The sequence below is a fragment of the Streptococcus mitis genome (assembly GCF_000722765.2).
Taxonomy (GTDB): Bacteria; Bacillota; Bacilli; order Lactobacillales; family Streptococcaceae; genus Streptococcus; species Streptococcus mitis_AQ.
This window is the reverse complement of the sequence record NZ_CP028415.1, coordinates 354,860-381,292: the sequence shown is the minus strand read 5'-3', so window position 1 is coordinate 381,292 and position 26,433 is coordinate 354,860. Positions and strand designations below refer to the sequence as shown.

The following is a 26,433-nucleotide window of genomic DNA, read 5'->3' as shown; positions in this document are numbered from 1 at the left end:
ATTTAGCTAATTACTATTCTCAACTGCTGCAGTAACAAAGGCAGCGTAGAGTTCTTCTGGGCGATTTGGACGGCTTGACAGTTCAGGGTGATACTGACACGCTACAAAGAATTTATTTTCAGGAATTTCCACAATTTCTACCAAACGATTATCTGGAGAAACTCCTGAGAAGACAAGGCCTGCTTCCTCAAACTGCTCACGGAAGGCGTTGTTAAACTCATAACGGTGACGGTGACGGCGTTGCACCACTTCTTGATTGTGATAAGCAGCCGCTGCCTTAGAACCACGTTTCAACTTAGACGGATAAAGCCCCAAGCGAAGGGTTCCCCCCATATCCTCAACATCAATCTGATCACGCATGATATCAATGATAGGGTATTTTGTTTCTGGTGCAAGCTCTGCAGAATTGGCACCTTCAAGCCCCAAAACGTGACGAGCAAACTCGATACAAGTCAACTGCATTCCCAAGCAGACACCCAACATAGGAACATCATTCTCACGCGCATAGCGAATGGCTTGGATTTTCCCTTCCGTACCACGTTGGCCAAAACCACCTGGTACGATGATTCCGTCCGCATCAGACAAGAGTTCCGCCACATTCTCTGCTGTCACATCATTGGCATTGATCCAATTGATTTTAACTTCTGCGTCGTTGGCATAACCAGAGTGTTTCAAGGCTTCAACCACAGAAATGTAAGCATCTTGCAACTCCACATACTTACCGACAAGGGAAATCTTAACTTGTTTCTTGAGGTTCATGACCTTGTCCACCATGGCTGACCATTCTGTCATATCTGCTACTGGTGCGTCTAATTTCAAATGATCACAGACAATTTGGTCCATACCTTGCGCCTGCAAGTTCAATGGAATTTGGTAAAGGTGTTCAACATCCAACGATTCGATAACGGCTTCTGGCGCCACATCACAGAACTGGGCCAGTTTGTTTTTAATTCCTTGACCAGCTGGCTCTTCTGTACGAATAACCAACATATTTGGCTGGATTCCCAATCCACGCAATTCTTTTACAGAGTGTTGAGTTGGTTTAGTCTTCATTTCACCAGCAGCCTTGAGGTAAGGAAGCAAGGTTGTATGAATGTACATGACATTGTCCGCACCCACATCTGCCTTCATCTGACGAAGGGCCTCTAAGAATGGTAAGGACTCGATATCCCCAACGGTTCCACCGACCTCTGTGATAATGACATCAGAGTCGGTCGTTAGAGCGGCACGCTTGATTTTTTCTTTCAAAGCATCTGTGATATGAGGAATAACCTGAACAGTTGCCCCAAGGTATTCTCCACGGCGTTCCTTACGAAGAACTTCACTGTAAATTTTACCAGTTGTCACGTTGGAATATTTGTTGAGATTGATATCGATGAAACGTTCATAGTGACCCAAGTCCAAATCTGTCTCAGCTCCGTCATCTGTCACAAAAACTTCCCCGTGCTGGTAAGGACTCATAGTTCCCGGATCGATATTGATATAAGGGTCAAACTTTTGAATGGTTACTTTGAGACCACGATTTTTCAAGAGACGACCTAGACTTGCTGCGACAATCCCTTTCCCAATAGACGATACCACACCACCAGTTACAAAAATATATTTCGTAGACATAGATTCCTCTTTCTAAAATGCTCAAGGCCTTGTTAACTACGAGGGGACATAGGAAACAAGACCCTACTAATAAGATAATCTGGGATGACTGCGCCAGATTCACAACTAAAATACAAGAAGATAACTTCTTGAAAAAACAAAAATAGCTCCCTAAGAACTAGGGAGCCCCGACCTCTAAAAGAGGTGCCCGAACAATATGATACCTAAAAATAGGACAATTGTCAATAGCTAATTTTTATTCCTCGATGTTTTCAGAATCATCGTCTGAAAACTCATCATCTTCTTCGTTGAGATCCACGTCTTCTCCCAAGTCATCTGGGGCGATTTCGTTGATTTCTGCATCGTAAGCTTCCACTTCATTTTTCTCATCATCTGGATTTTCATCATCGTATGAAAGAGCTGGATCTGCTTCGTATGCATCTTCGTCTTCTGGATCATCCGCATTGTAGTCAATAGCATCTGAATCGCCATCCATGAAGGCATTGACACGTTTCTTCTTAGCTTTTGGTGCTACTTCATCATCGTCATTTTCCTCAAGAGCGATGATTTCTTCGTCGATTTCGTCCACACCATACCATGAACGAAGACCCCATTTGTTGTCTCCAAGTGAGATGAAGCTACCATCAAAGTTCAACTCTGTGTAGAACAAAGGCAAAGCTTCGCGGATATCGCTGTTTGATGTTCCAAGGTAGTTTTGAATTTCGTTTACAAGATCGCTAAAATGCATCTCATGATCGCGACCACGAAGTTCCAAGATAGCACGCGCTACCTCAATCATAGATAGTTCACTTTTTTCTTGCCCAGCAAATACTTCTAATTCCAAAGCGTTTCTCCTCATTTATACTACTATCGCCAGAGCGAACAGACTCTGACCTCATTTTATCATTTACTCTTTATTTTACGATAATTTTGCAGAATAGTCAAAGGTTAAGGGGGAACTAATACAAATCTTCTAAGCTTCTATATTCAATGATTTCATTTTTGATAATATTCTTTTTAAACTCAAAATGTTTTAAAGGATTATCAACTAGCACTAACTTTGGAATATCATCAAGGTTTGTGACCAAGGATAAAATAAAATCCGATTGAAACTCCTTGGCTTTTTCAAATTCTCTGGCAGTCAAACGAATCCGTCCTTTAGGTTTTCGAATACCTTTAACTTCAGCAAGGTAAGAATGTTCTTGAACATCTACTTGGAAATCATATCCATCGCCATAGAGGCGGGCGTCGGTTAATTGTCCACCTTGAAATTTTTCTTCTTTATCAAAATGGAGTATAAAGTAATTTTCTGCTTCCATTCCAGTTTCTTGTAGACGTTTGAATTTAGTTCGGATTATTGGCTTTTCAATGGTAGTAATACCTGTTTTCTTTCCTTCGCTGGCAAGTAACATTTTAACTATTTCAGCATAACTATGAACATCTTCATTCCCAAACATCATGTCAATTAAATCTTTACGAAAACGGTAAACTTCAGCTTTCTGCCACCACCCTTTTCGATTATTGTCAAAATAAGGATCGAATAAGTCCATTCTATTTTTTACAACTCCAGTTGTTTCAGCAATTCCCAGAGAAACCACATAGCGATAAAACTCCGACTTACTAGAACATTGAAATTCTTTTATAAAAAGCTTGTCAAACTTGGCAAGACCGTAGCCAATCAAATTTAACAATTCATAATGCGGGTGTTTAGACATCACTTTCTCCATCAATGAATATTGATTTCATTATACCAAAAAACACGGCTCATGACCGTGTTTCTGTGTTTATTTCACCAACTTCTTCATCTCATCAATACGTGCTACAGTCGCATCGTATTTCGCTTGATAGTCGGCTTGTTTGTCGCGTTCTTTTTGTACGACTTCTGGTTTGGCATTGGCTACGAAGCGTTCGTTAGAGAGCTTCTTGCCGACCATGTCCAGTTCTTTTTGCCATTTAGCCAATTCTTTGTCGAGACGAGCCAGTTCTTCTTCGACATTGAGGAGGTCTGCCAGTGGCAAGTAGATTTCTGCTCCTGTGATGACGCTTGACATAGCAAGTTCAGGGGCAGGGATGGTTGATGCGATTTCCAAGTGTTCTGGATTTGTAAAGCGTTTGATGTAGTTGACATTGCTGTTAAAGAAGGCTTCCAGGTCGCTATCGCTTGTCTTAACAAGGATTGTGATAGGCTTGCTTGGTGCTACGTTTACTTCCGCACGCGCATTACGTACTGCACGAATCAAGTCTTTGAGGCTTTCCACACCAGTATGGGCAGCAAGGTCTTCAAAGGCTGGGTTGACAGTTGGGTATTCCGCCGTGACGATAGAACCTTCTGAGATTTGCCCAAAGATTTCCTCTGTCACGAATGGCATGATTGGGTGGAGGAGACGAAGAATCTTGTCCAAGGTATAAAGGAGAACAGAACGTGTGATGACTTTCTCTTCTTCGTTATCGCTATAAAGGACTTCCTTGGTCAACTCAACATACCAGTCCGCAAATTCATCCCAGATGAAGTTGTAGAGGATGTGGCCAGCTACACCAAACTCAAATTTATCAAAGTTGGCAGTTGCTTTTCCAATCGTTTCATTGAGATTGTGGAGAATCCAGCGGTCTGTAACGTTTCCAGCTTCCTTGTTTGCAACTTTTTCCACATTGGCAGTTGCTTGCTCAAGGGTCAAGCCTTCATTGTTCATGAGGATGTAGCGAGAGATGTTCCAGATCTTGTTAATGAAGTTCCATGAAGCATCCATTTTCTCGTAAGAGAAGCGCACGTCTTGTCCTGGTGCAGAACCATTTGAAAGGAACCAACGAAGGCTATCTGTTCCGTACTTATCAATAACATCCATTGGATCAATCCCGTTACCGAGAGATTTCGACATCTTGCGTCCTTGCTCATCACGAATGAGACCATGAATCAAGGCATTTTTGAATGGCGACTTGCCAGTAAATTCCAAACCTTGGAAAATCATCCGAGACACCCAGAACGGAATAATATCATAACCAGTCACCAAAGTTGATGTTGGATAATAACGTTTAAAGTCTTCTGAGTCGACATCAGGCCAGCCCATGGTTGAGAATGGCCAGAGGGCAGAACTAAACCAAGTATCCAAGACGTCTTCGTCCTGAGTCCATCCGTCACCTTCTGGAGCTTCTTCACCAACGTACATTTCACCCTCAGCATTGTACCAAGCAGGGATTTGGTGACCCCACCAGAGCTGACGAGAGATCACCCAGTCGTGGACATTTTCCATCCATTGGAGGAAGGTATCGTTGAAACGTGGCGGGTAGAATTCGACCTTGTCCTCTGTGTCTTGGTTGGCAATAGCATTTTTCGCCAATTGGTCCATCTTAACGAACCATTGAGTAGACAAGCGTGGTTCAACCACAACACCTGTACGCTCTGAGTGACCAACGCTGTGGACACGTTTTTCGATTTTAACGAGGGCACCGATTTCTTCCAGCTTAGCAACGACTGCCTTACGAGCTTCAAAACGGTCCATGCCTGCAAATTCAAGGGCCAAGTCATTCATAGTTCCGTCGTCGTTCATCACGTTGACTTGTGGCAAGTTGTGACGTTGACCCACCAAGAAGTCGTTTGGATCATGGGCAGGCGTGATTTTCACGACACCAGTACCAAATTCAGGATCTGCGTGTTCGTCTCCAACGATTGGGATTAATTTATTAGCAATTGGAAGGATGACATTTTTACCAATCAAGTCCTTGTAGCGTGGGTCTTCTGGATTGACCGCAACCGCAACGTCCCCAAACATGGTCTCAGGACGAGTTGTCGCAACTTCAAGAGCGCGTGAGCCGTCTTCCAGCATATAATTCATGTGGTAGAAGGCACCTTCGACGTCCTTGTGGATAACCTCGATATCAGAAAGTGCTGTGCGAGCTGCTGGGTCCCAGTTGATGATGAATTCACCACGGTAGATCCAACCTTTCTTGTAAAGGTCCACAAAGACCTTACGAACAGCTTTTGACAAACCTTCGTCGAGAGTGAAACGCTCACGAGAGTAGTCTACAGAGAGCCCCATCTTGCCCCATTGTTCCTTGATAGTAGTGGCATATTCGTCTTTCCATTCCCAGACTTTCGTCAAGAAAGACTCACGACCCAGGTCATAGCGGGAAATACCCTCAGCACGCAAGCGCTCCTCAACCTTAGCTTGAGTTGCAATCCCAGCATGGTCCATACCCGGAAGCCAAAGCGTATCAAAACCTTGCATGCGTTTTTGACGGATGATGATATCCTGTAAAGTCGTGTCCCAAGCGTGACCAAGGTGGAGTTTACCAGTTACGTTTGGTGGTGGAATGACGATTGAATAAGGCTTAGCCTTTTGATCGCCTGAAGGCTTGAAAACATCCGCATCAAGCCATTTTTGGTAACGACCAGCCTCAACCTCGGATGGATTGTATTTAGGTGAAAGTTCTTTAGACATATGTTTGTCCTTTCTCTATTGTGTTCATTTTATTTTGAATTTGCTTAGCAGCTTCTTTTGCAGTCAAACTCGTATTATTTATTTTAAGGTAGTGGTGCAACTCATTCGGTTGATGTTGGGAATTTAATTGAAGTGTTTCAGCGGTCTCTAAAATTTCTCTTTCAGATACCTCAATATGTCGTTTTAAGGGTTTGTGCTTTAATCGATTCTCCGTTCGATTTCGATGTAATCGATCCTCAAGACTTGTTTCCAACTCCACAAAAAGAATCTCTTGATGATAGTCATCCAACAAATCCTGAATTTGCTTCAAATACAGCAACTGGTACTGATTTGAAAAATCAATTACGTCTGTTAAAATCACAGATCGCTGATTCCTAGCACTTGCTCCAAGGAAAGAAAAGGTCATTCCACGAACAAATTCCCACATTTCCTCTGTAAAGTCCTGATAGATTTCTAGTGCAAAATCGATGGCTTGATGGTTATAAAAGAGGGTAGCATCTGTCAGTCGAGATAACTCTTGACCAATCGTCATTTTCCCAGAAGCCGGAGCACCAATGATGAAAACATGCATCAAATTACCTCCCACTCACTCCTCAGCAAGCCATATCTCAAATCATCACAGCGGTTCCCTTGAACATCTTTACGGTCTCGGATACGAGCTTCGAGGGTAAATCCAAGTTTTTCTGCGACTCGTTGACTTTGGAGATTGTAACCAAAGCAAGTCAATTCAATCTTATGAAGCCCCAGTTCTCTAAAAGCTAGATCAATCAAGGCAAACGCTGCTTCTGGTACATAGCCTCTGCCCCAATAGTCTGGGTGCAAGGTATAGCCAATCTCCAGCACATCGTCCTCGTGGCGATGATTGAAGTCGACAGAACCAATGACCTTATCGGTTCCTTTAACGACAATCCCGTAACCCGCTGGGAGATTATCCTTTTGATTGCGCTCGGGTAGGATATGCGCTAGATAATAAATCTCATCTTCCAAGGTCTTGACGGGCGGAAAGCCTGCTGGGTAAGAAACTTCTGGACGACTAGCATAATCAAAGATAGCCTCAGCATCCGCAACTGTGCGGACTCGTAAAACGAGACGTTCTGTTTCAATTTTATCTGGTAACTCAGCTCTTGTCATCTTTCTTCCTCGCTTTCTTAATGAAGCTCCCCATAGGGTCTACTCGGTCATCTAAATAGCGGTAAACGCGCTGATGGCCGTCCCCCATAAAGTAAGTCGGCGCAAAACGGTCATTTTTAAAATGCCCCTTGTCATCCAAAAGTTCTGGATCAGCTAGTCGTTCGATAATCTTGGCAAAGATATGACAGATTCCATCTTCCTCTATAATCCGATCTACCTGACAATCCAATACTACTGGACAGTCCTCTAAAATCGGTGCCTGAGTCCGTTCAGAAATCTCATAATGCACTCCCAAACGTTCCAATTTCTCCTGATGACTGATAAAACCAGCCTGCTCCATCTCGAGCATGAGATTTTCATCAGGAATATTCACAGTAAATTTTTGATAATGTTTAATTTGCTCTGCGACATTCTCTCTCGCAACGACTCCAACCACAATCCAATCTCCTAGACTATAAGAGGAACTACAGGTCGTGATGCTATATCCAAAATTCTGATCTTGATATCCTAAAATAAAAACAGGAAAGCCATAGTATAGTTTATTAGTTTTAAATGATTGTTTCATAACAACCTCCTTTGCCTAAGACACAAAAAATCGCCCCTGCCATCTACATGACAGGGACGAATGTATTTATCCGCGGTACCACCCAATTTCGGGCAGAGACGCCCGCAACTCTCGTCTTTAAAACAAAAAGACACTTTTATTTCAATTTTTCATCCATTAGCAACCAGTTTTGACACATTTGTGGACTTCTCAGCGCCTCCACTTTCTGTAAAATGTGGGATTCAAAACACCTCTAATGGCTCTATTGTAGCAAGATTTTTTCGGAAATGCAAGGCACAAGAAAGATTACTTGAACTTGATGCCATTTTCCTTCAATTTCTTGATGGTAGCTGGGCCGATTCCTTTCAAGGCAAGGAGTTCTTTTTCAGTCCAGTTTTTGAAATCTGAAGCAGACTTGATTCCTTCATCATAGAAAGTTTTGGCACGGTCAAGTGGAAGTCCACCCAAGTTTGCTGCAAAATCTTCTACAGAATTGGCTACTTTTTGAGCTTGCTCTTTGGTAGCTTCTACTGCTTGTTCAACTTTTTTAGAAACAGCCTTACCAGCTTGGCTTGCTGACTGTTCTGCACGTTTTACGACTTTTTTTGTCTCTTCTACAACCTTAGTCACAGTACATGAAAAAGCACCTGCACGACGGAGGCTATTTCGTAATTGTTTTTTACGATTGAGTTTCTTTGACATGATAAAATCCTTTCAATAAAAAACCCCTGCTCTGACAAGGATTTAATATAAATATTCTATCAAGATTTTAGTAAAAAATCAAGAATCTATCTCGTTTAATAATTTCGCTCACCAAACAAGCCATCTGGCAAATCATGAAATCCCTTGCCTGCCTTGAAGTTTTCAAACTTACCAAGTAAGAACTGATAGGCATCCAAACGGCTTTCGTAGCGAATCATAGCATCTTTGGCACGCTCGTCTTGGTCTTCTTCGTAAACTTTTTGACTTTCCTTGTGCGCCATGTCATTGATCATAATCTGGGTATTGACCCAGGCTTCAAATTCCTTCATAAATTCTTGTTCGTAACTCATTTTTTCTCCTTATTCTAATCCACGGAAATAGTCCGTATCAATCTCACGGTAGGGCTGAATATCCTGAACATACTCCAACACACCTTGGAATTCTCCCTCTTCATCGTGCACTGCTGCGTAGGTGATGTGGATAAACTTACCTCGCGACTCAGACTTGAACCACATCTCATACTTGTCCTTGGTCCCCTCACGAAGTCCCTTCATGATAGTCTTGACCTTGTCCAAGTACTTAGGCGGATGGCAGAGTTCGACATTGCGCCCAACTTGGGACGGCGTCCGTTTGAAAATCATCTCATCAGCTGGCGTATTGTCGTTGTAATACTGGAAAATATCGTCTTTATTGACAAAAGTAATCTCCATAGGGAGGTGATTGAGGATGAGATTCGCCTGCTCGACCGATAGATAGCCATTCCCAAAAGCCTGCTGACTATGACGGTCCAGCACTGTTTCCTTTTCCTTAGGGGTAAAGGTAATAGTAAACTGTCCTTCTGGCGTATCGATAACTTGCTGAACTTGACCTTCTGCCGTATCTAGTTGTACGGGCTCCTCTGCATTCTTTTCCTCAACGAAACTCTGACGTTCTGGCACCCATTTCTCAGACGGACGGATGATAGCATAACCATAGGAATCACTCTCCTCCGCAATCTGAAGCCAGTCATCCTGAGTAAAGGACTCAAGGAGAATCATGAGGAGGATGGACTCTTCCTTGAAAATCATACTTTCAAACTCTGTCGCAAAGACTTCAAAAGCTTCTTTTACAGTGCTAATCGGCACTTCTGGTAGTGACTTGGCTGTCATTAGAGCTGTTTGAAATAGTTCCCTGATCTGATCATCCACTCCCCACATCACTTTTGGAGGCGAATCGTGTCCATAGCGCTCCATGATAGGAAAGAAGAGTTCTTCTTTACGTTGGTAATGGATGTCAAATTGCCCCACAAGTCCCATCTGACGGACCAAACCCTTGCGCATCTCCGCAAGCATTTCTTCATCTTCCATAGACTCATAAGTATCTAACAATCTCCGAATGCGAATCAAGGCAGCACGGAGGGCCAGATTTTCATCCTTGAAAACGCGAACTGGGTGGCCAGGGTGTTCGGTATCCTCTACTTCGACGCCCTTTACCGCATTTTTAAAAAGATTAGCATGGACATCGCAGAGTTCCATAACATCTTCAAAGGTGACACCTGAGTCTGAGTTCATCAGCTCGTGCTCCATAAGGGAAATCTCGATGGCTGAAACACCTGTAAAGGTCGCATCAAAGCGCTCTTGAACCGACTCAGGAGAGGCGCCATTGTGCAATTCTAACAAAATATCCCGTAGGACATGAATTCGTTCATCTGCCATTAGTCTAATCCAATCACTTCGTAGCCGTTTGCTTCCAGCGTGCGAACAATCTTGTCCATAGGAGTTCCTTCGAGCTTAGAACCCTGTTTAAGTGATACTTTACGACCAACGGTATTGCGCATCAAGGGATTGGCAAGGGGTTTAAAACCAAGCTCCACTAGAATTTCCAAGACTTCTGGATGCTTGTCCACCACTTCTGCAACAGGAATTGACACATCGATGATATTGTCCATGATGACCTCCATTGTATGTTCTAAAATGATTTTACTGCTTATATTATACCACAAGGAAAGAGATTAAAAAACTAGCAGTGGAGTTCCTGCTAGTTATCTGCAACTTGAATTACGACCTAAATAAGTTTAAAGAGCCAATCCAATATCTTAAATACTATCTTGTAAAACAATAATTGAACTGCAAAAGAGATGATCATCCACAGGAATTTCATAATTCCAATAATCGGTTTAATAAAAAGAATGGCAAGAATTGTCCAGAAAAATTTCATTCTCTCTCCTCTGGCTTGATGAGCCACCGAGCCGTATCCATTAGCTTATCTGCAATAAAGAATTTTCCCAGACCAACAACGACATGGTCATCTTTCTTTATCGTTTTCATTACTTTTACACCTTGCACGGTCAAAAAGTAATCCCCGTAAGTTTTAGCTAGAGTTTTTATAAGTCCCAAATTATCTTCCCTCGTTTAACTACACTTTCAAAATATTAACGGTACCAGCCTTGCTGCCTATTGCTGAAAAATCGTTTTATCTCACTCTTTTCATTTCCTATAATATCATACAAGCTAAATTTTATAAAGCTTTTTAATAATTTTTAAGTCTAGAAAGATTCCCCAGTATGTTTTGTAGCCATTTCCCCACCAAAAAAGAGGGTTACCCCTCCTTCTTAGTTCTTATCCAGATTGCGTAGCATCTCGTCAATCTTGTTTCCATACTCGATGGACTCGTCTTTGACGAAGGTCAAATCTGGGATTTTGTACAATTTCAAATTGCGACCAAGTTCACGTTTGATGGTACCAGTTGCTTTCTCAAGCCCGATTTGGGCTTTTTGATTATCTGAAGCAAGGTTACTCAAAATGGTGTAGTAAACCTTGGCAACAGACAAGTCACCCAGCATCTGAACATCTGTGATGGTCACACCTTGGACACGAGGATCACGGACTTTCTTTTGCAAAATCTCATTGACTTCACGCTTGATTTCCATGCCCACACGATCCGTACGGAAATGATTTGCCATGATATTCCTTTCTCTACTTTGAACCAAAAGCTAGGCCAGCAGACCTAGCTATTTTTATTAGATGGAGGAACTAGAGCCATTTGAATCTAGGAAACAAGCCTTAGATAGAACTAAGGGTTCATCAAGGCGCTGTTGACGACGAGTCAAATTGGCTATCGTTTCTCTATTATCGTTTGATTTCTTCCATGACATAAGCCTCAATCACATCATCAGTCTTGATATCATTGTAGCCATCGATCATCAATCCACCTTCACGGCCGTTTGTAACTTCTTTCACGTCGTCTTTGTAGTGTTTCAAGCTTGCGAGTTCGCCATCATAGATAACAACACCGTCACGGATAACACGGACTTTAGAGTCACGGGTAACCTTACCGTTGATAACCATAAATCCACCGATAGTTCCCACTTTAGACACCTTGAAGGTTTCACGAATAACTGCTTCACCAATAACTTTTTCTTCAAATTCTGGATCAAGCATCCCTTTCATGGCTTCTTCCATCTCTTCGATGACCTTATAGATAATGCTGTGGAGACGGATTTCCACATCGTCAGCTTCGGCTTGTTGACGAGCTTGTGGTGTAGGGCGTACGTTGAAACCAACGATAAAGGCATTTGAAGCTTCCGCAAGAGTCACGTCAGATTCATTGATAGCACCGACCGCTGAGTGGACGATGGTAACTTTAACACCTTCTACATCGATCTTTTGAAGTGAGGCAGAAAGGGCTTCAACAGAACCTTGTACATCGGCCTTGATGATAACGTTAACTGATTTGAGTTCACCAGCTTTAAGGGTATCAAAGAGGTTTTCAAGGCTGACACGTTGGGTAGCTTGACGTTGTTTCATAAGGGCACGTTTAGCACGCTCTTCACCTGCTGCACGCGCAGATTTTTCATCCTCGTAAACGGCAAAGTGGTCACCTGCCATTGGCGCTTCGTTCAAACCTGTGATAGAAACTGGTGTTGATGGTCCAGCAACCTTAACACGACGACCAAGGTCATTGGTCATGGCACGGACACGACCGAAAGTATTTCCGACAACGATTGGGTCTTGGACATTCAAGGTACCTTGTTGAACAAGAAGGGTTGCGACCGCACCTTTTCCTTTATCCAGGCGAGCTTCGATAACTGTACCGATCGCACGCACTGTTGGGTCTGCCTTGAGTTCTTGGATTTCAGCCACAAGAAGGACTGTTTCCAACAATTCTTCGATGTTTTGGTTGAATTTAGCTGAGATTTCAACAAATTCAGAATCTCCACCCCAAGCAGTTGACATAACACCATGCTCTGCCAATTCACCGATAACGCGTTCTGGGTTGGCACCTGGTTTATCAATCTTGTTAATAGCTACGATGATTGGAACGTTGGCCGCTTTTGAGTGGTTAATGGCTTCGATAGTCTGAGGCATAACCCCGTCATCTGCCGCTACGACCAAGATCGTAATATCGGTAACAGAAGCACCGCGCGCACGCATTGATGTAAAGGCCGCGTGTCCTGGTGTATCAAGGAAGGTAATCTTCTTGCCATTTTCCACGATTTGGTAGGCACCGATATGCTGAGTGATACCACCTGCTTCACCTGTCGCAACACGAGAGTTACGGAGGGTATCTAGGAGTGTTGTTTTACCGTGGTCAACGTGTCCCATGATAGTTACAACTGGTGGACGCTCAACCAATTCATCTTCATTGAGATAACCATCTTCGACAAAGAAACGTTCGATGTCGGCATTATCCACTTCAACCTTTTGCTTAGCTTCAATACCGTAATCCACCATGAGGAGTTCAATTGTTTCCCCATCCAAGGATTGGTTTTGTGTGGCCATGACACCCATCATGAAAAGTTTCTTAACGATTTCAGCTGGTTCACGTTTGATACGTTTTGCGATTTCCGCAACGGTCATACCATCTGTATATTCAAATTCTGTTGGCAATTCATGGAATTTACGCTCCGTAACAGGTTTTGGAGTCTGATTGCGGTTGTTCTTGTTATTGCCTTTTTTGTTCTTTTTGTTGTTATTCCAGTTACTATTCTTTTGATTTCTCACTTGATTTTGACTACTTCGATTCTTTTGTTGTTTTCTAGGACCATCTTCTTCGTGATCATAATCGTCACGATTTTTGTCTGGTCGAGCTTGTTTTTTACGACGTGTATCCACTGGCGCTTCTTTAGCTACAGGAGCCGGTTCAACCACTGCTTGAACTTGCTGTTCTTGTTGCGCTTGTTCAGCTAACTTAGCCACTTCTTCAAAGATTTCCTCTGGCTCCTTGCGTTTGTTAGCTTGGGCCAAGGCTTCTTTGGCAGCCTGAGTCTGCTTGAAACGTTCCTCACTTGAACGGGCATATTCTGCATTTTGCTCTGCTTTTAGGGCTGCTGCACGGGCTTTAAAGTCAACACGTGGAGCCGCCTGATGTGGACGTTTGTCCTCTTGTTGACGGCGCTCATTTCCACGATTTTGCTGACCTTGCTGTTTCTTAGCTTGGTCATTAAAGAGACGATTGTCGCGGTTGCCTTGACCTTGTTTTCCGCCATTACGGCCGTCATTTTTCTGACGGTTTCCGTTTTGTTGTTGGTCACGGTTATTGCCCTTATTTTGCTTGCGTCGTTCTGCCTGTTCTTTGGCACGAGCTTCACGCTCAGCCTTGAAATTACGGCTTTGCGGTTTAGCTGCTACTTTTTCTGCCTTCGGAGCGACTGGCTCAGCAGGTTTTGCCTCTTCCTTAGCTACAGCTGGTTTAGCTGGTTCAGATTTCTCGGCTTTCTTTTCTGCACTTGCTTTTGGTACTGCAGGTTTTGCTTCTGCTTTCGGAGCAGCTGCAGGCTTAAAGCTGGCAGCGATTTTTGCAGCGACAGCTTCTTCCACACTTGATGAGTGGCTTTTCACATCCAAGCCCAACTCTTTTGCACGCGCTACAACTTCTTTACTTTCTTTTCCAAGTTCTTTTGCGATTTCGTACAATCTTTTCTTAGACAAATCATGTCCTCCTCTTCTATTCCATAAGAGACCTCATTTTCTTTGTAAATCCAGCATCTGTTACAGCCAAAACCTTTCTCGATTTCCCGACTGCTATGCTTAATTCCAGTGTTGAAAACACGGTTACAATTTCTACTTGATAATAGTGACTTTTATCTTGAATCTTCTTGGTCAGATTGGGGCCAGCATCATGGGCTAGAAAGACCATCTTGGCCTTGCCATCTTGAATGGCCTTGACCACCAATTCCTCACCAGATATGATACGCCCTGCTCGCTGAGCAAGTCCCAAGAGATTACTTATCTTTTGCTTATTCAAGTCCTAACTCTCTTCTTTTCACTTTGTGATCCACATAAGCGATCAACTCATCATAAAAGCTTTCTTCCACTTCCATGTCAAAGCTACGGTTAAAGACCTTCTTCTTTTTAGCCTCTAGGGCTTCTTTATTGTCTAGCTTGATATAAGCGCCGCGGCCGTTGGCCTTGCCTGTTGGATCGATAAAGACTTGTCCTTCCTTATTCTTGACAATGCGGAGCAAATCACGCTTATCAATCACTTCATTGGACACAACAGACTTGCGCAAAGGGATTTTTCTCGTTTTCATCTTTCCCTCCTCTAGCAGCTTTTATTCTTCTACAATATCGTTTTCTGCTTCCAAATCTACCGAATCAGCTTCTTCCATGGCTTCAAATTCGCTAGCAGACTTGATATCGATACGGTAACCAGTCAAGTGAGCTGCCAAGCGAACGTTTTGTCCACGACGACCGATGGCAAGAGAAAGCTTGTTATCTGGAACAACCACCAAGGCACGTTTGCTGTCGTTTTCATCAAAGATAACTTGGTCAACCTCAGCAGGAGCAATGGCATTGTAGATAAATTCAGCTGGATCTGCTACCCACTCGATAACGTCGATATTTTCTTCGATTGGTACCATACGGTCGCTCTTAGCATCATAACGAGCTGGGTGGAATTTGCTAGTGATTTTCTTGATGTTAGCTCCACCACGTCCAACGATTGTACCGATAGCGTCCACGTTTGGATTATGGCTACGAACAGCAACCTTAGTACGGTCACCTGCTTCACGAGCCACGCTCATGATTTCAACAGTTCCATCATAAACTTCAGGAATTTCTTGCTCCATCAAACGTTTGATCATTTCTGGATGGCTACGGCTAACAAAGACGTTGACACCACGAGGGTTATCTTCAACCTTGTAAACATAAACTTCAATACGATCATGAGAAGCAAAAACTTCCCCAGGGATTTGGTCTTGTTTTGACAATTGGGCTTCAATGCTGCCAAGGTTGACATAGATAAAGCGGTTGTCAAAGCGTTCTACTGTACCAGACATGATTTCTTGCTCATGTTCTTTGTAAGTATTGTAAGTGATGGCACGTGTTTGCTTGCGCATTTTTTCCATGATGGTTTGTTTGGCAGATTGGGCTGCTACACGACCAAACTCGGCAGGTGCTTCTTCAAACTTGATTTTGTCACCAAGCTCATAGGCTGAATTAATGGCAAGAGCATCTTTCAAGCTGATTTCCAAACGGCTATCAAATACTTCATCAACAACTTCACGGACAGTATAAACTGTAAAATCACCTGTTTTTTCGTTGAAGTCAATAGCTACGCTGTCTGATTGACCATAGCGTCTGCGATAAGCGGAACGAAGCGACTCTACTACTGCGTCGATGATGTCTTCTTTTTTGATTCCCTTGTCTTCTTCCAAAATGCGGAAGGCCTCTAGCATTTCTTTACTCATGTTTTCTTCACTTTTGAATCCTCAAAAGCTATCCTTTCTTTTTCTATAATTTTACTGCTAAACGTGCTTTTGATACTAAACTGTATGGAATTTGGACCGTTTTCTTACGCGTCTTGTCCATATATTCCATAGTCAACTCGTCCTCTTCGAAGGCCAACAAAGTTCCTTCAAAGACCTTTTGCTTATCGATGGCTTGGTAGAGCCCGACATGGATGTATTTCCCAACCGCTCCAGCGACGGCATCCTTTGTTTTCAAAGGACGTTCCAAGCCTGGACTGGTAATTTCTAGGAAATATTGTTCTGGGAAGGGATCTGGCTTGATGGTGTCTAGGACAGGACTGATCATTTCTGTCAAGTCTGCCGTGTCGTTCAAGGTAATTCCTTCAGGTTTATCTACAAAAATACTGAGAATCATGTCACTGCCAATCTTTCCATACTCGATATCCACGAGTTCGAAAGGCGCTTCTATGACAGGTTCTACAACTTCTCTGACTAATTCTACGATTGTTGCGATTGCGTCCACCTCCTCATAAGCAAGAGGCGAAGATATTTCCCCGCCTCACTTTTCATATTCTTACTTACAGTATAGCACTTTTTACTACTTATGTAAAGCAAAAGTACTTATACAGCCTGATTTCAGGCTATTTCTTAAAATTCTGCCTCAACTCGGTAGATAACTTGACCCTTGTTGGAGAATTTTTGCTCGTATTCTGTCATGACATTGCCTTCAAAATCGCTGGCATGTAAATCAAGCCAGACACCATTGAGCTTCATGCCATACTGAGAAAAGCTCACTAAACTGTACTCAAACAAGCCACGGTTGTCCGTCTTGAAATGAATTTCTCCATTTTCAGGCAAGATACGCTTGAAGGTATCCAAGAAGGTCTTGTAGGTCAAACGACGCTTTTCATGGCGCTTTTTAGGCCATGGATCTGAAAAGTTCAGATACAAGCGATCAATCTCACCGTCTTCAAAGTAGTCAGTCAAGTCAGAACCATCTACCCACAAGAGCTTAATATTAGGTACTCCAACTTCAAGCACCTTGTCCAAAGCGTAGCTCAAAACAGACTTTTGAATATCAATCCCGATATAGTTGATGTCAGGGTTTTGCTTGGCCATACCTGAAACAAAGGCACCCTTTCCACTTCCAACTTCCACATGAATGGGATTATCATTGCCAAACAAATCCCGCCATTTCCCCTTGGCTTCCAAAGGATTGAGGACCACATACTGGGGATTTGCCTCTAGTAATTCTGTTGCCCCTTTACGATTTCTAACTCTCATCTTCTCTTTCCATACTTGTCTCGGAAGTGACGCAAGCCATGGATCTCCCGATTGACATTTTCTAAATCTTGGTTCATATAATACTTGGAAATCTGGCTCAAATAAGACAATTGACCGTACCAATACAATTTAGTTAATACCGTTTGATTATACTTGTAACCGTAGTAGGTCAACCATTCCTTCCACTGATGTTCTGGAATATAATGGCAGAGCATATGGGCCACATCAAACATGCGGTCAGTCAAGCGAACCGAATCCCAATCCACCAAATAAATCAAGCCACTGTCTGTCTCAATCCAATTACTATGTCGTACATCTCCATGGACAATGGTCGCATGGTCCTCTCTAAATCCTGGAATAGTCTGACGTAAATCAGCCATCACTTCACTGATAAAATGATTTTTACGCAAAGCATCTGGAGCCGTTTCCTGCCAAGACTGTAGTAAATCTACAGGTGTTTCCATGGCATATCCCAAACGACTCAACTGTGTCATCAACGGACGTGAGCGATGAAGGCGAGTTAAAATATTGACGATTTGCTTACGATTCATATCATAGGGGGTCAATATCTTGCCTGTCAACCATTCTTGAGCACACATATCACGCCCATCTGCCAAACGGCGACTCCATAATAATTGTGGAGCAATTTGTTCTCTAGCTAGACCAGGTAGGATTGGAGAGGTGTTCATTTTTACAAAGATACGCTTCCCATCAGGATAGCTACCCATATAAGCCTTGCCACTTTTCCCAGGTATGGGAGTCAGTGTTAGCTCATTATCACCCAAATCCATTTCTTTCCTCCGTATAAAGTTTCCTTACTATTCTACTAGTTTTTGGCCTATTCGTCAACCGCTCCACATCCGATTCTCAAAGAAAAGCCTCTAGATTGGCTTGGGTATCATTATAGAAAGAAAAAGGTAAGCACAATCTCCTACTTACCTTTTCATAATTTTTAGAAATAAGTTAAGAGTGGTAAACTGTTGTAAAACATATGGACTAGAGTAGAAACCCATAGGTTTTGGCTCTTTTTATAAGCAAAGCCCAGCAACACCCCAAAAAATAGATAATAGAAAAACGAAGGAATATCATAAGGTTCATGTATGAAAGAAAAGAGAGAGGAGGTCAGCACAAGCCCCAGCCAAGAATTATCAAAAACCGCACCTTGAAGAAGTCCTCTAAACAGGAGTTCCTCCTGGATAGGTGCCAAAACTGTAGCACTAACAATAAAGGAAAGCGAAAGTCCTTTACTAGCTTCCTCAAGGTGTTGAGCCGAAGCACCAGAAACAACTGAGAAAAAAGCATGATAGCTAATATTTACCAGCACAGTGAGAAGAAAGATTCCAATGAACAGCAAGAGTTGTTTCCTGCTTAAAATCCCCAAAGAAATCATATCAAACCATTTCGCATAGCCAAAACTAAGGAAAAGCAAGAGACTCTTTATCATAATGAATGTGTACTGGTGTTGAAAATAATCCCCTTGATTGACGGAATATCCCGCTGCACCAACGATGGCAAATACTAAAAATCCCAAAAACAAGGCATGGCACTTATTGAAAATGGCCATAAAGCTATCCTCCTCACCAAACAAACTTCCCTACAAGCCATCCTTGAGCTCTAATCTTTCCAAAACAAACCATTTGAGTAACCAAAATCCGACCACATAGCCAGCCCCTAAGAATATAGCCATTAAAGCTAGCATAGAATTTAGGGAATTAAAGACCACCGCAGATACAAAGGTTAGCACAAAAACATTAAAGGCAATGGTGTCAGAAGCCAAGACCAGAATATAGGGCGTCAACCGGTCTAAAGTTTTGGAATCTAGGAAAAATAAGTGTTTATACATGATGACCTCCTCTTGTCAGGCTCTATTACTGCAAGATTAAGAAGACAGCTTGTTCTTTTTAAGGTTAACCTGACTACTAGATAATAGATACATTAAGGCATTAAAGACAATGAAAATATGTCCATAGAATAAAATCAGCTTCGCATCCAAACCAAGATAAAGTTTGATTATCAAAAAGATGAGTAAAAGAATTTGAAACCATAAGGTTTTTCCAAAAATAAATTTAAAGCGATTTCGAATGTCTACTTCCTTGATTTTTACCGCCACCCCTTTATTAGCAAGAAGGAAAACGCCTGCTTCAAATAATCCACTGTAGAGAACAATCCACCCAATTGATACATTAGAGATTTGTAAAAATGTCCCTAAAAGAAGATTCAACATACTACTCAAGAAAATAACAAGAAATAATCTATATTTCATTTTAAATACCTCCATTCACTTATTTCACGAACTTTTTAATAGAGCCTTTCTACTCAAATATCCTGATAAAAGAGGAGAGAAAGCTACTTTTTATAATACTTCAAGCCCCAAATGAGTAGAAGCATGATAATCAAGCAGAGAATAGCGCCAATATAGGCAATTAGTTGTTGGTAAGATTCTCCTGCTGTGACACCTCTATACAAACAAATAATGGACATAAAACCTGTCAAGCCGATATACATAAGTTGATTGGTTCTAGGACTAACCAAATCATCATCTTCAAACTTTCTTATCCTCATTTCTCTAGTGAGGTAAACAGTGACCAAAATAGAAGCCAAGTTAATAACCACTAAAAGAAATTGGAAAACTAAGGAAAAATTTAAAAACTGACGAGATAGAAATAGATAAGTAGAGACAAGCAAGGGCAACTGACCTAGGAACAATCTTGCAAGAAAGATGTTCCGTTTTTTAGCAAGAAAAGTTTTCATTTCTTTGCTCCTTTCTTTTTAGTTAAAGCAAGATAGATCATAACCGCAATCATATAGGCTATGGTATAAAATAGCTGATACCAAATACTTTCCCTAAGTGGATATAGAAAGATGGACATGATCAGATACAAGATGAAAATGACAAGTATTTTTTTCTTCATAAAATTTCCTCCTAAATGTTTGTTGAACTAGAACCTTTACACTGCTAGTATAGCACTCATTTTATCCTTGGAACACTCAAATCACGAATGGTCATCAAAACATCTTGAATTGTAAAAAATTTAAAAAGCAAGCATGAAAAACATACTTGCCCTTTACACCATATTGATACCAACTTAATTTGTAGATTTTTTATCCTGCTATCACATATCATTTTAACAGGCGAAACAATATTAAAGAAACTCCACTGTAGATTAAACCAGCGATAAAAAATCTCTTTATCTAATTAGATCTATCTTTATTCTTCTTTGGAGATTTTAAAAATTTTTCCCTAATTAAATAAGTAATAAAAGAAATAAGCATACTAACAACAAAAACAATAAGAAAACTTTTGAAATCCATAATTACCTCCAAGTACAGTTCCTCTACTTACAGGCTCAAGCCTTTAAGCAAGCATAATAGCCAATTGTAGCATTGTTTTTGCATTCACGAGGAATACCTCTTTTTACTTTCGTCCTATTGCAACCTTAATAAGGTTAGTATACTGCTATTTTTTAAAATTTTCCATCCACATCATAAATGGTCATCAAAACATCTTGAATTGTAAAAAATTTAAAAAGCAAGCATGAAAAACATACTTGCCCTAGGGGAACTTGACAATGTGAAAATACAAAATAGAAAACTACTCACCCTCACTTCCGTATGTTCTCATATATTCTCATAATCGCAACAAGTATAGCAGCTGTCCCACTTGCCAAAGCGATAAGGGTAATGATAATGTTGAGGATTTCAGGCGTACTCCCTATTCTGTTGATAAGACGGAGTAGAGATATAACTGTCAACTGAATCAGAAGTATTGATTCTACTCTTATCAATGAAGTCAGTCGGTTCTCAACCGCATATAAGAATGATGGTAACATAACACAGGCTATAGCAATCACAAACAGATTGCTCCCCGTTTCTTCTCCCTTGTTCACCACGGAAATCATGAGAAGATTCGATGCTATGATCAACGTAGAACAGATGATAAAATAGGATTTCTTATTCATTTAATATACCTCATATACTATGTCATTTTAATTGATAACTACAGGCGGTACTTCTTTCCACAAATCTTCTAATCATCAACTGACATCGAGTGAACTGTTAAAACCTGACGAAAGACTTGATTTTGGCAGGTGGTATTTAGACTGGTATTGGGATGGCTTTCCACAATTTTCATGACGGTATAGAGACCAACTCCTCTCTCCTCCCCTTTAGAACTGGCTCCAAAGGAGAAGATTTCAGAAATATCGATACCCTCTTCTTTGATGGAGTTTTCAATGATAAAGGTCTCCTGTGCTCCATTTTTTAAAAAGGCGATTGAAACATGAGGTTGACTGGCCTCTGCACTGGCTTCAATAGCATTGTCACAAAGAATAGACACAATGGTTAGAAAATCAAGTAGACTCATCCCCTCGACCTGAATCTCCTCTGGAACTTCGACATTAAAGACTATGTTCTTATCTCTGGCTTTTAGAAATTTCCCTGCTAGAAGACTTTTGAGGGCACGGTCCCGAATATTTACCAATCTGCCAAGGTCATATTTGTTGTCCTGCAATTTCTGACTAGAATCCTTTAAGACCGAGTCGTAGACCTCTTTTATCTGCTCCATATCCTCCTCTTCAATGCCCAGACGTAAGCTGGTTAAGAGGTTGGTGTAGTCATGGCGAAAACTCCGGACTTCCTTGTAAAGTTCCTCTATATGCCGACTATAGCGTTCCATATCTTTGTAGCGCAAGGCCTGCTCTTGGTCCAGTCTCTCATGGAGTTTGTCCTTCAAATAGGTATCCAATTTCTTGATCATCCCCATAAAAAAGAGCAGGTAAAAGACTAGGATGAGATGGCGAACAGTCGTTGATTGAATACCTTGTTCATATTCAAAGAAAGACAGACTTTGCATCACTAGATAGTAAGCCCCCATTATCCAGTTAATCTTAGTCAGGGACTGTTGAGAAGCTTTATCTAGAATCTCCTTTCTCAAGTTAGTGAAATCATAGTCCAACCATTTCAAAAAGATTAAAACTATGAAGCAAACGAATATCTTCATCAATAAAAAGATAGGATTGCTATCTTTATCTACAATTACTTGTCCCAAAAATGGAAGCACAAAATAGGAAACTCCTCTATAAAAGAGATTCACCAATATCATTGGAAAGAGACCATAAAAGAAAAGGAATTTTTTAGGAAGCCCTCTTAACAATAAGAAAGACAAGCCTATGCCGTACAAGGGTTCCATAAAATAAAATAGGAAACTATCTCCTACTATATAGCCAATCATTAAAAAAACAAAGGCCAACAGTATCTTAAAAAGAAAGGCTTTAAAAATCCTCTCAAAAGTGAGACCAATTCCATCCACCTTAAAGAAAATGACAATTTCTAGTCCATGAGTAACAAGTGTATACAACAATATCCAAGCAATATTCATAAACTCTCCTAGCTCAGTGTAAGTTATTGATAGCCTCAGACACTTCCCTGACCTTATAACGCGCTATCATACAGCTTCCGCCATTAGGAAAGAAAAGGAGTTTCTCTTTCTTATCCAAACGAACTACATTGGCAGGATTGATGAGAAAAGAGCGATGGCACTGCAAGAGACGAGGCTCCTGCTTGAAAACCTCCTCTAAACTCGCTGTAAATTCCAGTCTGTCTGTCTTGGTATAGAGAATAACACGATGGGCTCTGGGCGACGTTTCAAGATAATAAACCTCTTTAAAAGGATACTGGAATTGGGCAAATTTTGATTTAAAGTAAAAGCAATCTTCCGCCAGACTTTTACTATCTTGACTATTGGCATAGAGAAGGGCTGTCTCGATACGAGATTCAAACTCCTCTGCCGACAAGGCCTTATCAATGTAGTCCAAAGCGGACACTTGATAGCGAAAAGACAGGGGCATAAACTCTGAGTGAGTCGTCACAAAGACAATCAGGGCATAGGGGTCTCGATCCCGAATCTTTCTAGCCACTTCCAGACCCTTCATCTCCTCATTTCGAATCTCAATATCCAAAAAGAATAGCTGATGGGCCCCCTTCTCATGCACCTCTGCCAGCAGTTGATCTGGCTTACCAAAGACCGCAAAAGAGCTGGGAATAATCTGATGTTCCTTCAAAAGTTTCTCAATCGTCGCTTCAATCCTAGTCTGCTGGGAAAAATCATCTTCTAAAACAAATATTCTCATCTTCTTACTCTCCTTGTTTCAATTTCTTCCTAAAAAGAGAATAGCAAAAATACTATGATACAAACCCACCAAATCCTAAACAGGCCTTCAACGCTCCTGAAGGGTAGCTTGTTCCTCAAATAAGCATGATAATCTTACCACTATTTTATCATAAAATTTTAACAGTACCATTCAGGAAATTTCAAGGACAATTAAAGATTTGAAGGCGAAAAAGGAGATAAAAGTGATAGACTGACAGTATCAAAACACAGTTGCTAGAATCAAAACTAGCACCTAGATTAAAGGAGGAATTCTCATGACAGATACAGACCCTATCAAAAGAGCTCAGACTTTGATTACTGACTTAAACAAAGCCTATCAAGCATGCAAACAGGCAACCGCTGACGACGTCCGCTTTCAGGAGCAATTAAACTCTATTCTTGGTTTTCTAGCCAAGGCTGAAACAGTGGATAATCGAGTCTTGATTGAACTGGAAAAATTTTACCAGACTTCCAGTCTTCTCATGGGACTCAGCGCTCTTGATCCAGATGCTCCAACTCGCGCCGCTTGGCGGGCCTATGACCGCTTCCACTTTGACCAAGTCAAGACCAAGTTGAGTCTCTACGGACCAACCATTATCCTGTAGAAAATAAAAGAAGTTGAGACAAACTGAACTCAACTTCTTTTTTAATATCATATAAGCAAGTTTTAGTCCTGCATCTGACGTTTGACCTGATAAGGTAAATACAAGACTAGTAAAACCAAACCAGCTCCCAGTAAGGCTAGAAGGGCTAGTTTTTCTTGGAAGGTAATCAACCCGACAACTAATTCCACTACTAAGACAAAAATGGTCAATCCTCTGACCACTGCCTGCAACCCTTTTTCCTTTTGCCCCTTGTCCAGTGGAAAAAGTTGAGTCAAATACTGGTAGTCAAAGGCGTGATAGAGGGCCAGTAACTGGAAGAGCAAGAGGTAGTTAAAGAGAACCACCACTGCTGTCGCAATCCAAGCTTGCTCGATAAAAACCTGCGCCAGTATGGAAAGCAGGAGCAGACGGAGACTGAGAGCAAAGAGATCTCCATTTCGCAGATAAGAACGCAGATAGAGATTTTGCCAAATCTTCCCAGGCACCTTCTGAACAGCCTTTAGGATAAAGTCCAGATAGGCACGACGCTTGACGCTGTTTGAAATTCCCTTGACCTGCGTAAAGAGGGCAAAGAAACGAAGCAAGACTTGCTTACGCTTACTTTCTTGGGAAATGACATAATCCCAGTCCAGTCCAGTTTCAGTGAAAAATTTGCTGGCCTTTTGACGAAAGAGGAAATATTTTCCTACCCCCAATAAAAGCACATAGACCAGAAAAACAGGCAAGCCATAACCCATTGCTAAAAATAGGGGCGCAAATAACAGCAAGAAAAGGGTCTGGACAAAGAGCCAAAAGACTAGGGAAATGCCAGTTTGACGCTTAAGATGGAGCTTGATTTCCTCTTCTCCGACCAAGAGAAAGAGCTTGTCTGGAGCCTCCATATAGGTGGCAACTCCTCCCCAAAGCAAAAGTAAAACAGACGTAATGCCTACAAACAAAAGGATAGGCCAATGATTTTCAGGAAAATGTTGCAAGAGTTGACTGTACTGGTAGGCTAAAAACCCCAGCAAGACAAGCAGGAACAAGACAAAGTGGTCATTGAGAACATAGCGCAGATAACCGACACACTCCTTACGAAAAGCCTGCTTTCTCTTTAAAAACAAGTCTTTCATAGGTCCTCCTCTTTGGTCAGAGCCAAGTAAATATCATTCAAACTAGCCTCAGGCATGTTAAAGGCTTCGCGCAGTTGCAGGAGATTTCCCTTAGCACGCACTTCCCCTTTGTGAAGAATGACAAAGGCATCACACATCTTCTCCGCCGAATCCAGCACGTGGGTACTCATGAGAATGGACTTGCCCTTTTGCTTTTCCACTTCCAAAAGCTGAATCAAGTCCGCAATAGCCAGCGGATCAAGACCAAGGAAAGGCTCATCCACGATAAAAAGACTTGGATCCACCACAAAAGCACAGATAATCATGACCTTCTGCTTCATCCCTTTTGAAAAATGAACAGGAAACCAGTCTAATTTCTGATCCAAACGGAACATTTTCAACAAAGATTCTACTCGCTCAAAAGCCATTTTCTGCTCTATTCCATAAGCCATAGCCACTGTTTCAATATGCTCTCTGAGAGTCAATTCCTCATACAGACTAGGTGTCTCAGGAATGTAGCCAATTTGCTTACGGTAGTTAGTCGCATCTCCTTGCAGGGTCAGACCATTGATATTGATGGAGCCACTATAAGGTGTCAACAGACCGATAATTTCATTAATAGTCGTCGATTTCCCAGCACCATTGAGACCAATCAGACCGACCAGCTGCCCACTTTCAACAGTAAAGGATACATCTTTCAAGACAGGTGCATGGACATAGCCACCTGTCAGGTTTTTAATTTCTAACATATTTTCTCCAAATCTGGTATAATGTAGCTATATTATATCAAAATTCAATACAGTAGAGGTAGATTTTATGTCAGATTGCATTTTTTGTAAAATCATCGCAGGGGAAATTCCTGCTTCAAAAGTATATGAAGATGAGCAGGTTCTTGCCTTTCTTGATATCTCTCAAGTGACACCTGGACACACCTTGGTCGTGCCAAAAGAGCACTATCGCAATCTTTTGGAAATGGACGCCACTAGCGCCAGCAAACTCTTTGCCCAAGTGCCAACAATTGCTCAAAAAGTCATGAAAGCTACCAAGGCTGCTGGCATGAATATCATTGCCAATTGTGAAGAAATCGCAGGTCAAACAGTCTTTCACACCCACGTTCACCTCGTGCCTCGCTACAATGCAGACGATGACCTCAAGATTGATTTTATCGCCCACGAACCAGACTTTGACAAACTCGCTCAAGTCGCTGAAACCATCAAAAACGCCTAAGGA

30 protein-coding genes are annotated in these 26,433 nt (G+C 41.7%); 2 read left to right on the top strand and 28 right to left on the bottom strand.

All coding sequences use genetic code 11. From position 1 onward, the window contains the following. Positions 1-6: 6 nt before the first annotated feature. The 26 genes from SK637_RS02015 to SK637_RS01875 all read right to left on the bottom strand — a co-directional run bounded on the left by SK637_RS02015 (position 7) and on the right by SK637_RS01875 (position 23,487). Positions 7-1,614 (bottom strand): CTP synthase, encoded by a 1,608-nt coding sequence (locus SK637_RS02015; RefSeq protein ID WP_033688171.1) that lies wholly within the window; start codon positions 1,612-1,614, stop codon positions 7-9. Between the two features lie 235 nt (positions 1,615-1,849). After that, positions 1,850-2,437, bottom strand: a complete 588-nt coding sequence (rpoE, locus tag SK637_RS02010; protein WP_031227756.1) for a DNA-directed RNA polymerase subunit delta — start codon at positions 2,435-2,437, stop codon at positions 1,850-1,852. A gap of 115 nt (positions 2,438-2,552) precedes the next feature. Continuing rightward, positions 2,553-3,308 carry a protein NO VEIN domain-containing protein gene (locus SK637_RS02005; protein ID WP_033679733.1) on the bottom strand — a complete coding sequence of 252 codons (756 nt, stop codon included), beginning with the start codon at positions 3,306-3,308 and terminating at the stop codon, positions 2,553-2,555. Between the two features lie 69 nt (positions 3,309-3,377). Next, a complete protein-coding gene (locus SK637_RS02000; RefSeq protein ID WP_033688170.1) occupies positions 3,378-6,029 on the bottom strand; it encodes a valine--tRNA ligase in 2,652 nt (883 codons plus the stop codon). Further along, positions 6,022-6,600, bottom strand: a complete 579-nt coding sequence (locus tag SK637_RS01995) for a DEAD/DEAH box helicase family protein (protein WP_033688169.1) — start codon at positions 6,598-6,600, stop codon at positions 6,022-6,024. Before SK637_RS01995 ends, SK637_RS02000 begins: the two co-directional genes overlap by 8 nt. Then, positions 6,600-7,160, bottom strand: coding sequence for a GNAT family N-acetyltransferase (locus tag SK637_RS01990; protein WP_033688168.1), 561 nt, complete (start codon positions 7,158-7,160; stop codon positions 6,600-6,602). Before SK637_RS01990 ends, SK637_RS01995 begins: the two co-directional genes overlap by 1 nt. Next, positions 7,147-7,725, bottom strand: coding sequence for a flavin reductase family protein (locus SK637_RS01985; RefSeq protein ID WP_033688167.1), 579 nt, complete (start codon positions 7,723-7,725; stop codon positions 7,147-7,149). Before SK637_RS01985 ends, SK637_RS01990 begins: the two co-directional genes overlap by 14 nt. A gap of 285 nt (positions 7,726-8,010) precedes the next feature. Next, positions 8,011-8,406, bottom strand: a complete 396-nt coding sequence (locus SK637_RS01980; RefSeq protein WP_033688166.1) for a helix-hairpin-helix domain-containing protein — start codon at positions 8,404-8,406, stop codon at positions 8,011-8,013. 95 nt (positions 8,407-8,501) lie between these two features. Continuing rightward, positions 8,502-8,756 carry a DUF1912 family protein gene (locus SK637_RS01975; protein WP_000119706.1) on the bottom strand — a complete coding sequence of 85 codons (255 nt, stop codon included), beginning with the start codon at positions 8,754-8,756 and terminating at the stop codon, positions 8,502-8,504. Positions 8,757-8,765: 9 nt separating this feature from the next. Then, on the bottom strand, positions 8,766-10,100 hold the full coding sequence (locus SK637_RS01970; protein ID WP_033688165.1) for a DUF438 domain-containing protein: 1,335 nt from the start codon (positions 10,098-10,100) through the stop codon (positions 8,766-8,768). Beyond that, positions 10,100-10,333, bottom strand: a complete 234-nt coding sequence (locus tag SK637_RS01965) for a DUF1858 domain-containing protein (protein WP_000368739.1) — start codon at positions 10,331-10,333, stop codon at positions 10,100-10,102. Before SK637_RS01965 ends, SK637_RS01970 begins: the two co-directional genes overlap by 1 nt. A gap of 265 nt (positions 10,334-10,598) precedes the next feature. Continuing rightward, entirely contained in the window at positions 10,599-10,781 is a 183-nt protein-coding gene (locus SK637_RS01960) for a hypothetical protein (RefSeq protein WP_033688163.1), read from the bottom strand. 215 nt (positions 10,782-10,996) lie between these two features. Next, the gene (gene rbfA, locus SK637_RS01955) at positions 10,997-11,347 is read right to left on the bottom strand and encodes a 30S ribosome-binding factor RbfA (RefSeq protein ID WP_001273601.1); all 351 of its coding nucleotides are present in this window, start codon (positions 11,345-11,347) and stop codon (positions 10,997-10,999) included. A gap of 166 nt (positions 11,348-11,513) precedes the next feature. After that, positions 11,514-14,315: a translation initiation factor IF-2 gene (gene infB, locus SK637_RS01950; RefSeq protein ID WP_033688161.1), complete on the bottom strand. Its 2,802-nt coding sequence runs from the start codon at positions 14,313-14,315 to the stop codon at positions 11,514-11,516. Positions 14,316-14,331: 16 nt separating this feature from the next. Further along, complete coding sequence (locus SK637_RS01945) at positions 14,332-14,631, bottom strand: YlxQ-related RNA-binding protein (protein ID WP_001041392.1); 300 nt, start codon at positions 14,629-14,631, stop codon at positions 14,332-14,334. Continuing rightward, positions 14,624-14,917 (bottom strand): RNase P modulator RnpM, encoded by a 294-nt coding sequence (gene rnpM, locus SK637_RS01940; protein WP_000857567.1) that lies wholly within the window; start codon positions 14,915-14,917, stop codon positions 14,624-14,626. Before rnpM ends, SK637_RS01945 begins: the two co-directional genes overlap by 8 nt. A 21-nt stretch (positions 14,918-14,938) precedes the next feature. Then, positions 14,939-16,075 (bottom strand): transcription termination factor NusA, encoded by a 1,137-nt coding sequence (gene nusA, locus SK637_RS01935; RefSeq protein WP_033688160.1) that lies wholly within the window; start codon positions 16,073-16,075, stop codon positions 14,939-14,941. 43 nt (positions 16,076-16,118) lie between these two features. Further along, on the bottom strand, positions 16,119-16,598 hold the full coding sequence (gene rimP, locus SK637_RS01930) for a ribosome maturation factor RimP (protein WP_001808916.1): 480 nt from the start codon (positions 16,596-16,598) through the stop codon (positions 16,119-16,121). Positions 16,599-16,723: 125 nt separating this feature from the next. Beyond that, on the bottom strand, positions 16,724-17,359 hold the full coding sequence (gene trmB / locus SK637_RS01925; RefSeq protein WP_001266094.1) for a tRNA (guanosine(46)-N7)-methyltransferase TrmB: 636 nt from the start codon (positions 17,357-17,359) through the stop codon (positions 16,724-16,726). Further along, entirely contained in the window at positions 17,356-18,150 is a 795-nt protein-coding gene (gene ccrZ, locus SK637_RS01920) for a cell cycle regulator CcrZ (protein ID WP_033688159.1), read from the bottom strand. The genes trmB and ccrZ overlap by 4 nt, the downstream gene beginning before the upstream one ends. Positions 18,151-18,311: 161 nt before the next feature. Next, positions 18,312-18,923: a CPBP family intramembrane glutamic endopeptidase gene (locus tag SK637_RS01915; protein ID WP_033688158.1), complete on the bottom strand. Its 612-nt coding sequence runs from the start codon at positions 18,921-18,923 to the stop codon at positions 18,312-18,314. A 30-nt stretch (positions 18,924-18,953) separates the two neighbouring features. After that, entirely contained in the window at positions 18,954-19,202 is a 249-nt protein-coding gene (blpZ, locus tag SK637_RS01910) for an immunity protein BlpZ (protein ID WP_033688157.1), read from the bottom strand. Between the two features lie 36 nt (positions 19,203-19,238). Continuing rightward, a complete protein-coding gene (locus tag SK637_RS01905; RefSeq protein WP_033688156.1) occupies positions 19,239-19,622 on the bottom strand; it encodes a hypothetical protein in 384 nt (127 codons plus the stop codon). A gap of 83 nt (positions 19,623-19,705) precedes the next feature. Further along, a complete protein-coding gene (locus SK637_RS01900) occupies positions 19,706-20,110 on the bottom strand; it encodes a hypothetical protein (protein ID WP_004257547.1) in 405 nt (134 codons plus the stop codon). A gap of 1,276 nt (positions 20,111-21,386) precedes the next feature. Further along, positions 21,387-22,736, bottom strand: coding sequence for a sensor histidine kinase (locus tag SK637_RS01880; RefSeq protein WP_033688153.1), 1,350 nt, complete (start codon positions 22,734-22,736; stop codon positions 21,387-21,389). A 13-nt stretch (positions 22,737-22,749) separates the two neighbouring features. Beyond that, positions 22,750-23,487, bottom strand: coding sequence for a response regulator transcription factor (locus tag SK637_RS01875; protein ID WP_033688152.1), 738 nt, complete (start codon positions 23,485-23,487; stop codon positions 22,750-22,752). 295 nt (positions 23,488-23,782) lie between these two features. On the opposite strand from SK637_RS01875, the gene SK637_RS01870 reads away from it, so the two are divergent. After that, the gene (locus tag SK637_RS01870; protein ID WP_004261043.1) at positions 23,783-24,112 is read left to right on the top strand and encodes a hypothetical protein; all 330 of its coding nucleotides are present in this window, start codon (positions 23,783-23,785) and stop codon (positions 24,110-24,112) included. 62 nt (positions 24,113-24,174) lie between these two features. Here SK637_RS01870 and SK637_RS01865 read toward each other — a convergent pair whose 3' ends face one another. Together SK637_RS01865 and SK637_RS01860 are read right to left on the bottom strand one after the other, a co-directional pair. Next, positions 24,175-25,224, bottom strand: a complete 1,050-nt coding sequence (locus tag SK637_RS01865) for an ABC transporter permease (protein WP_033688150.1) — start codon at positions 25,222-25,224, stop codon at positions 24,175-24,177. Beyond that, a complete protein-coding gene (locus tag SK637_RS01860; RefSeq protein WP_033688149.1) occupies positions 25,221-25,952 on the bottom strand; it encodes an ABC transporter ATP-binding protein in 732 nt (243 codons plus the stop codon). The genes SK637_RS01865 and SK637_RS01860 overlap by 4 nt, the downstream gene beginning before the upstream one ends. Before the next feature lie 67 nt (positions 25,953-26,019). Between SK637_RS01860 and SK637_RS01855 the strand changes: the two genes are divergently transcribed. After that, complete coding sequence (locus SK637_RS01855) at positions 26,020-26,430, top strand: HIT family protein (RefSeq protein WP_033688148.1); 411 nt, start codon at positions 26,020-26,022, stop codon at positions 26,428-26,430. Positions 26,431-26,433: the final 3 nt, after the last annotated feature.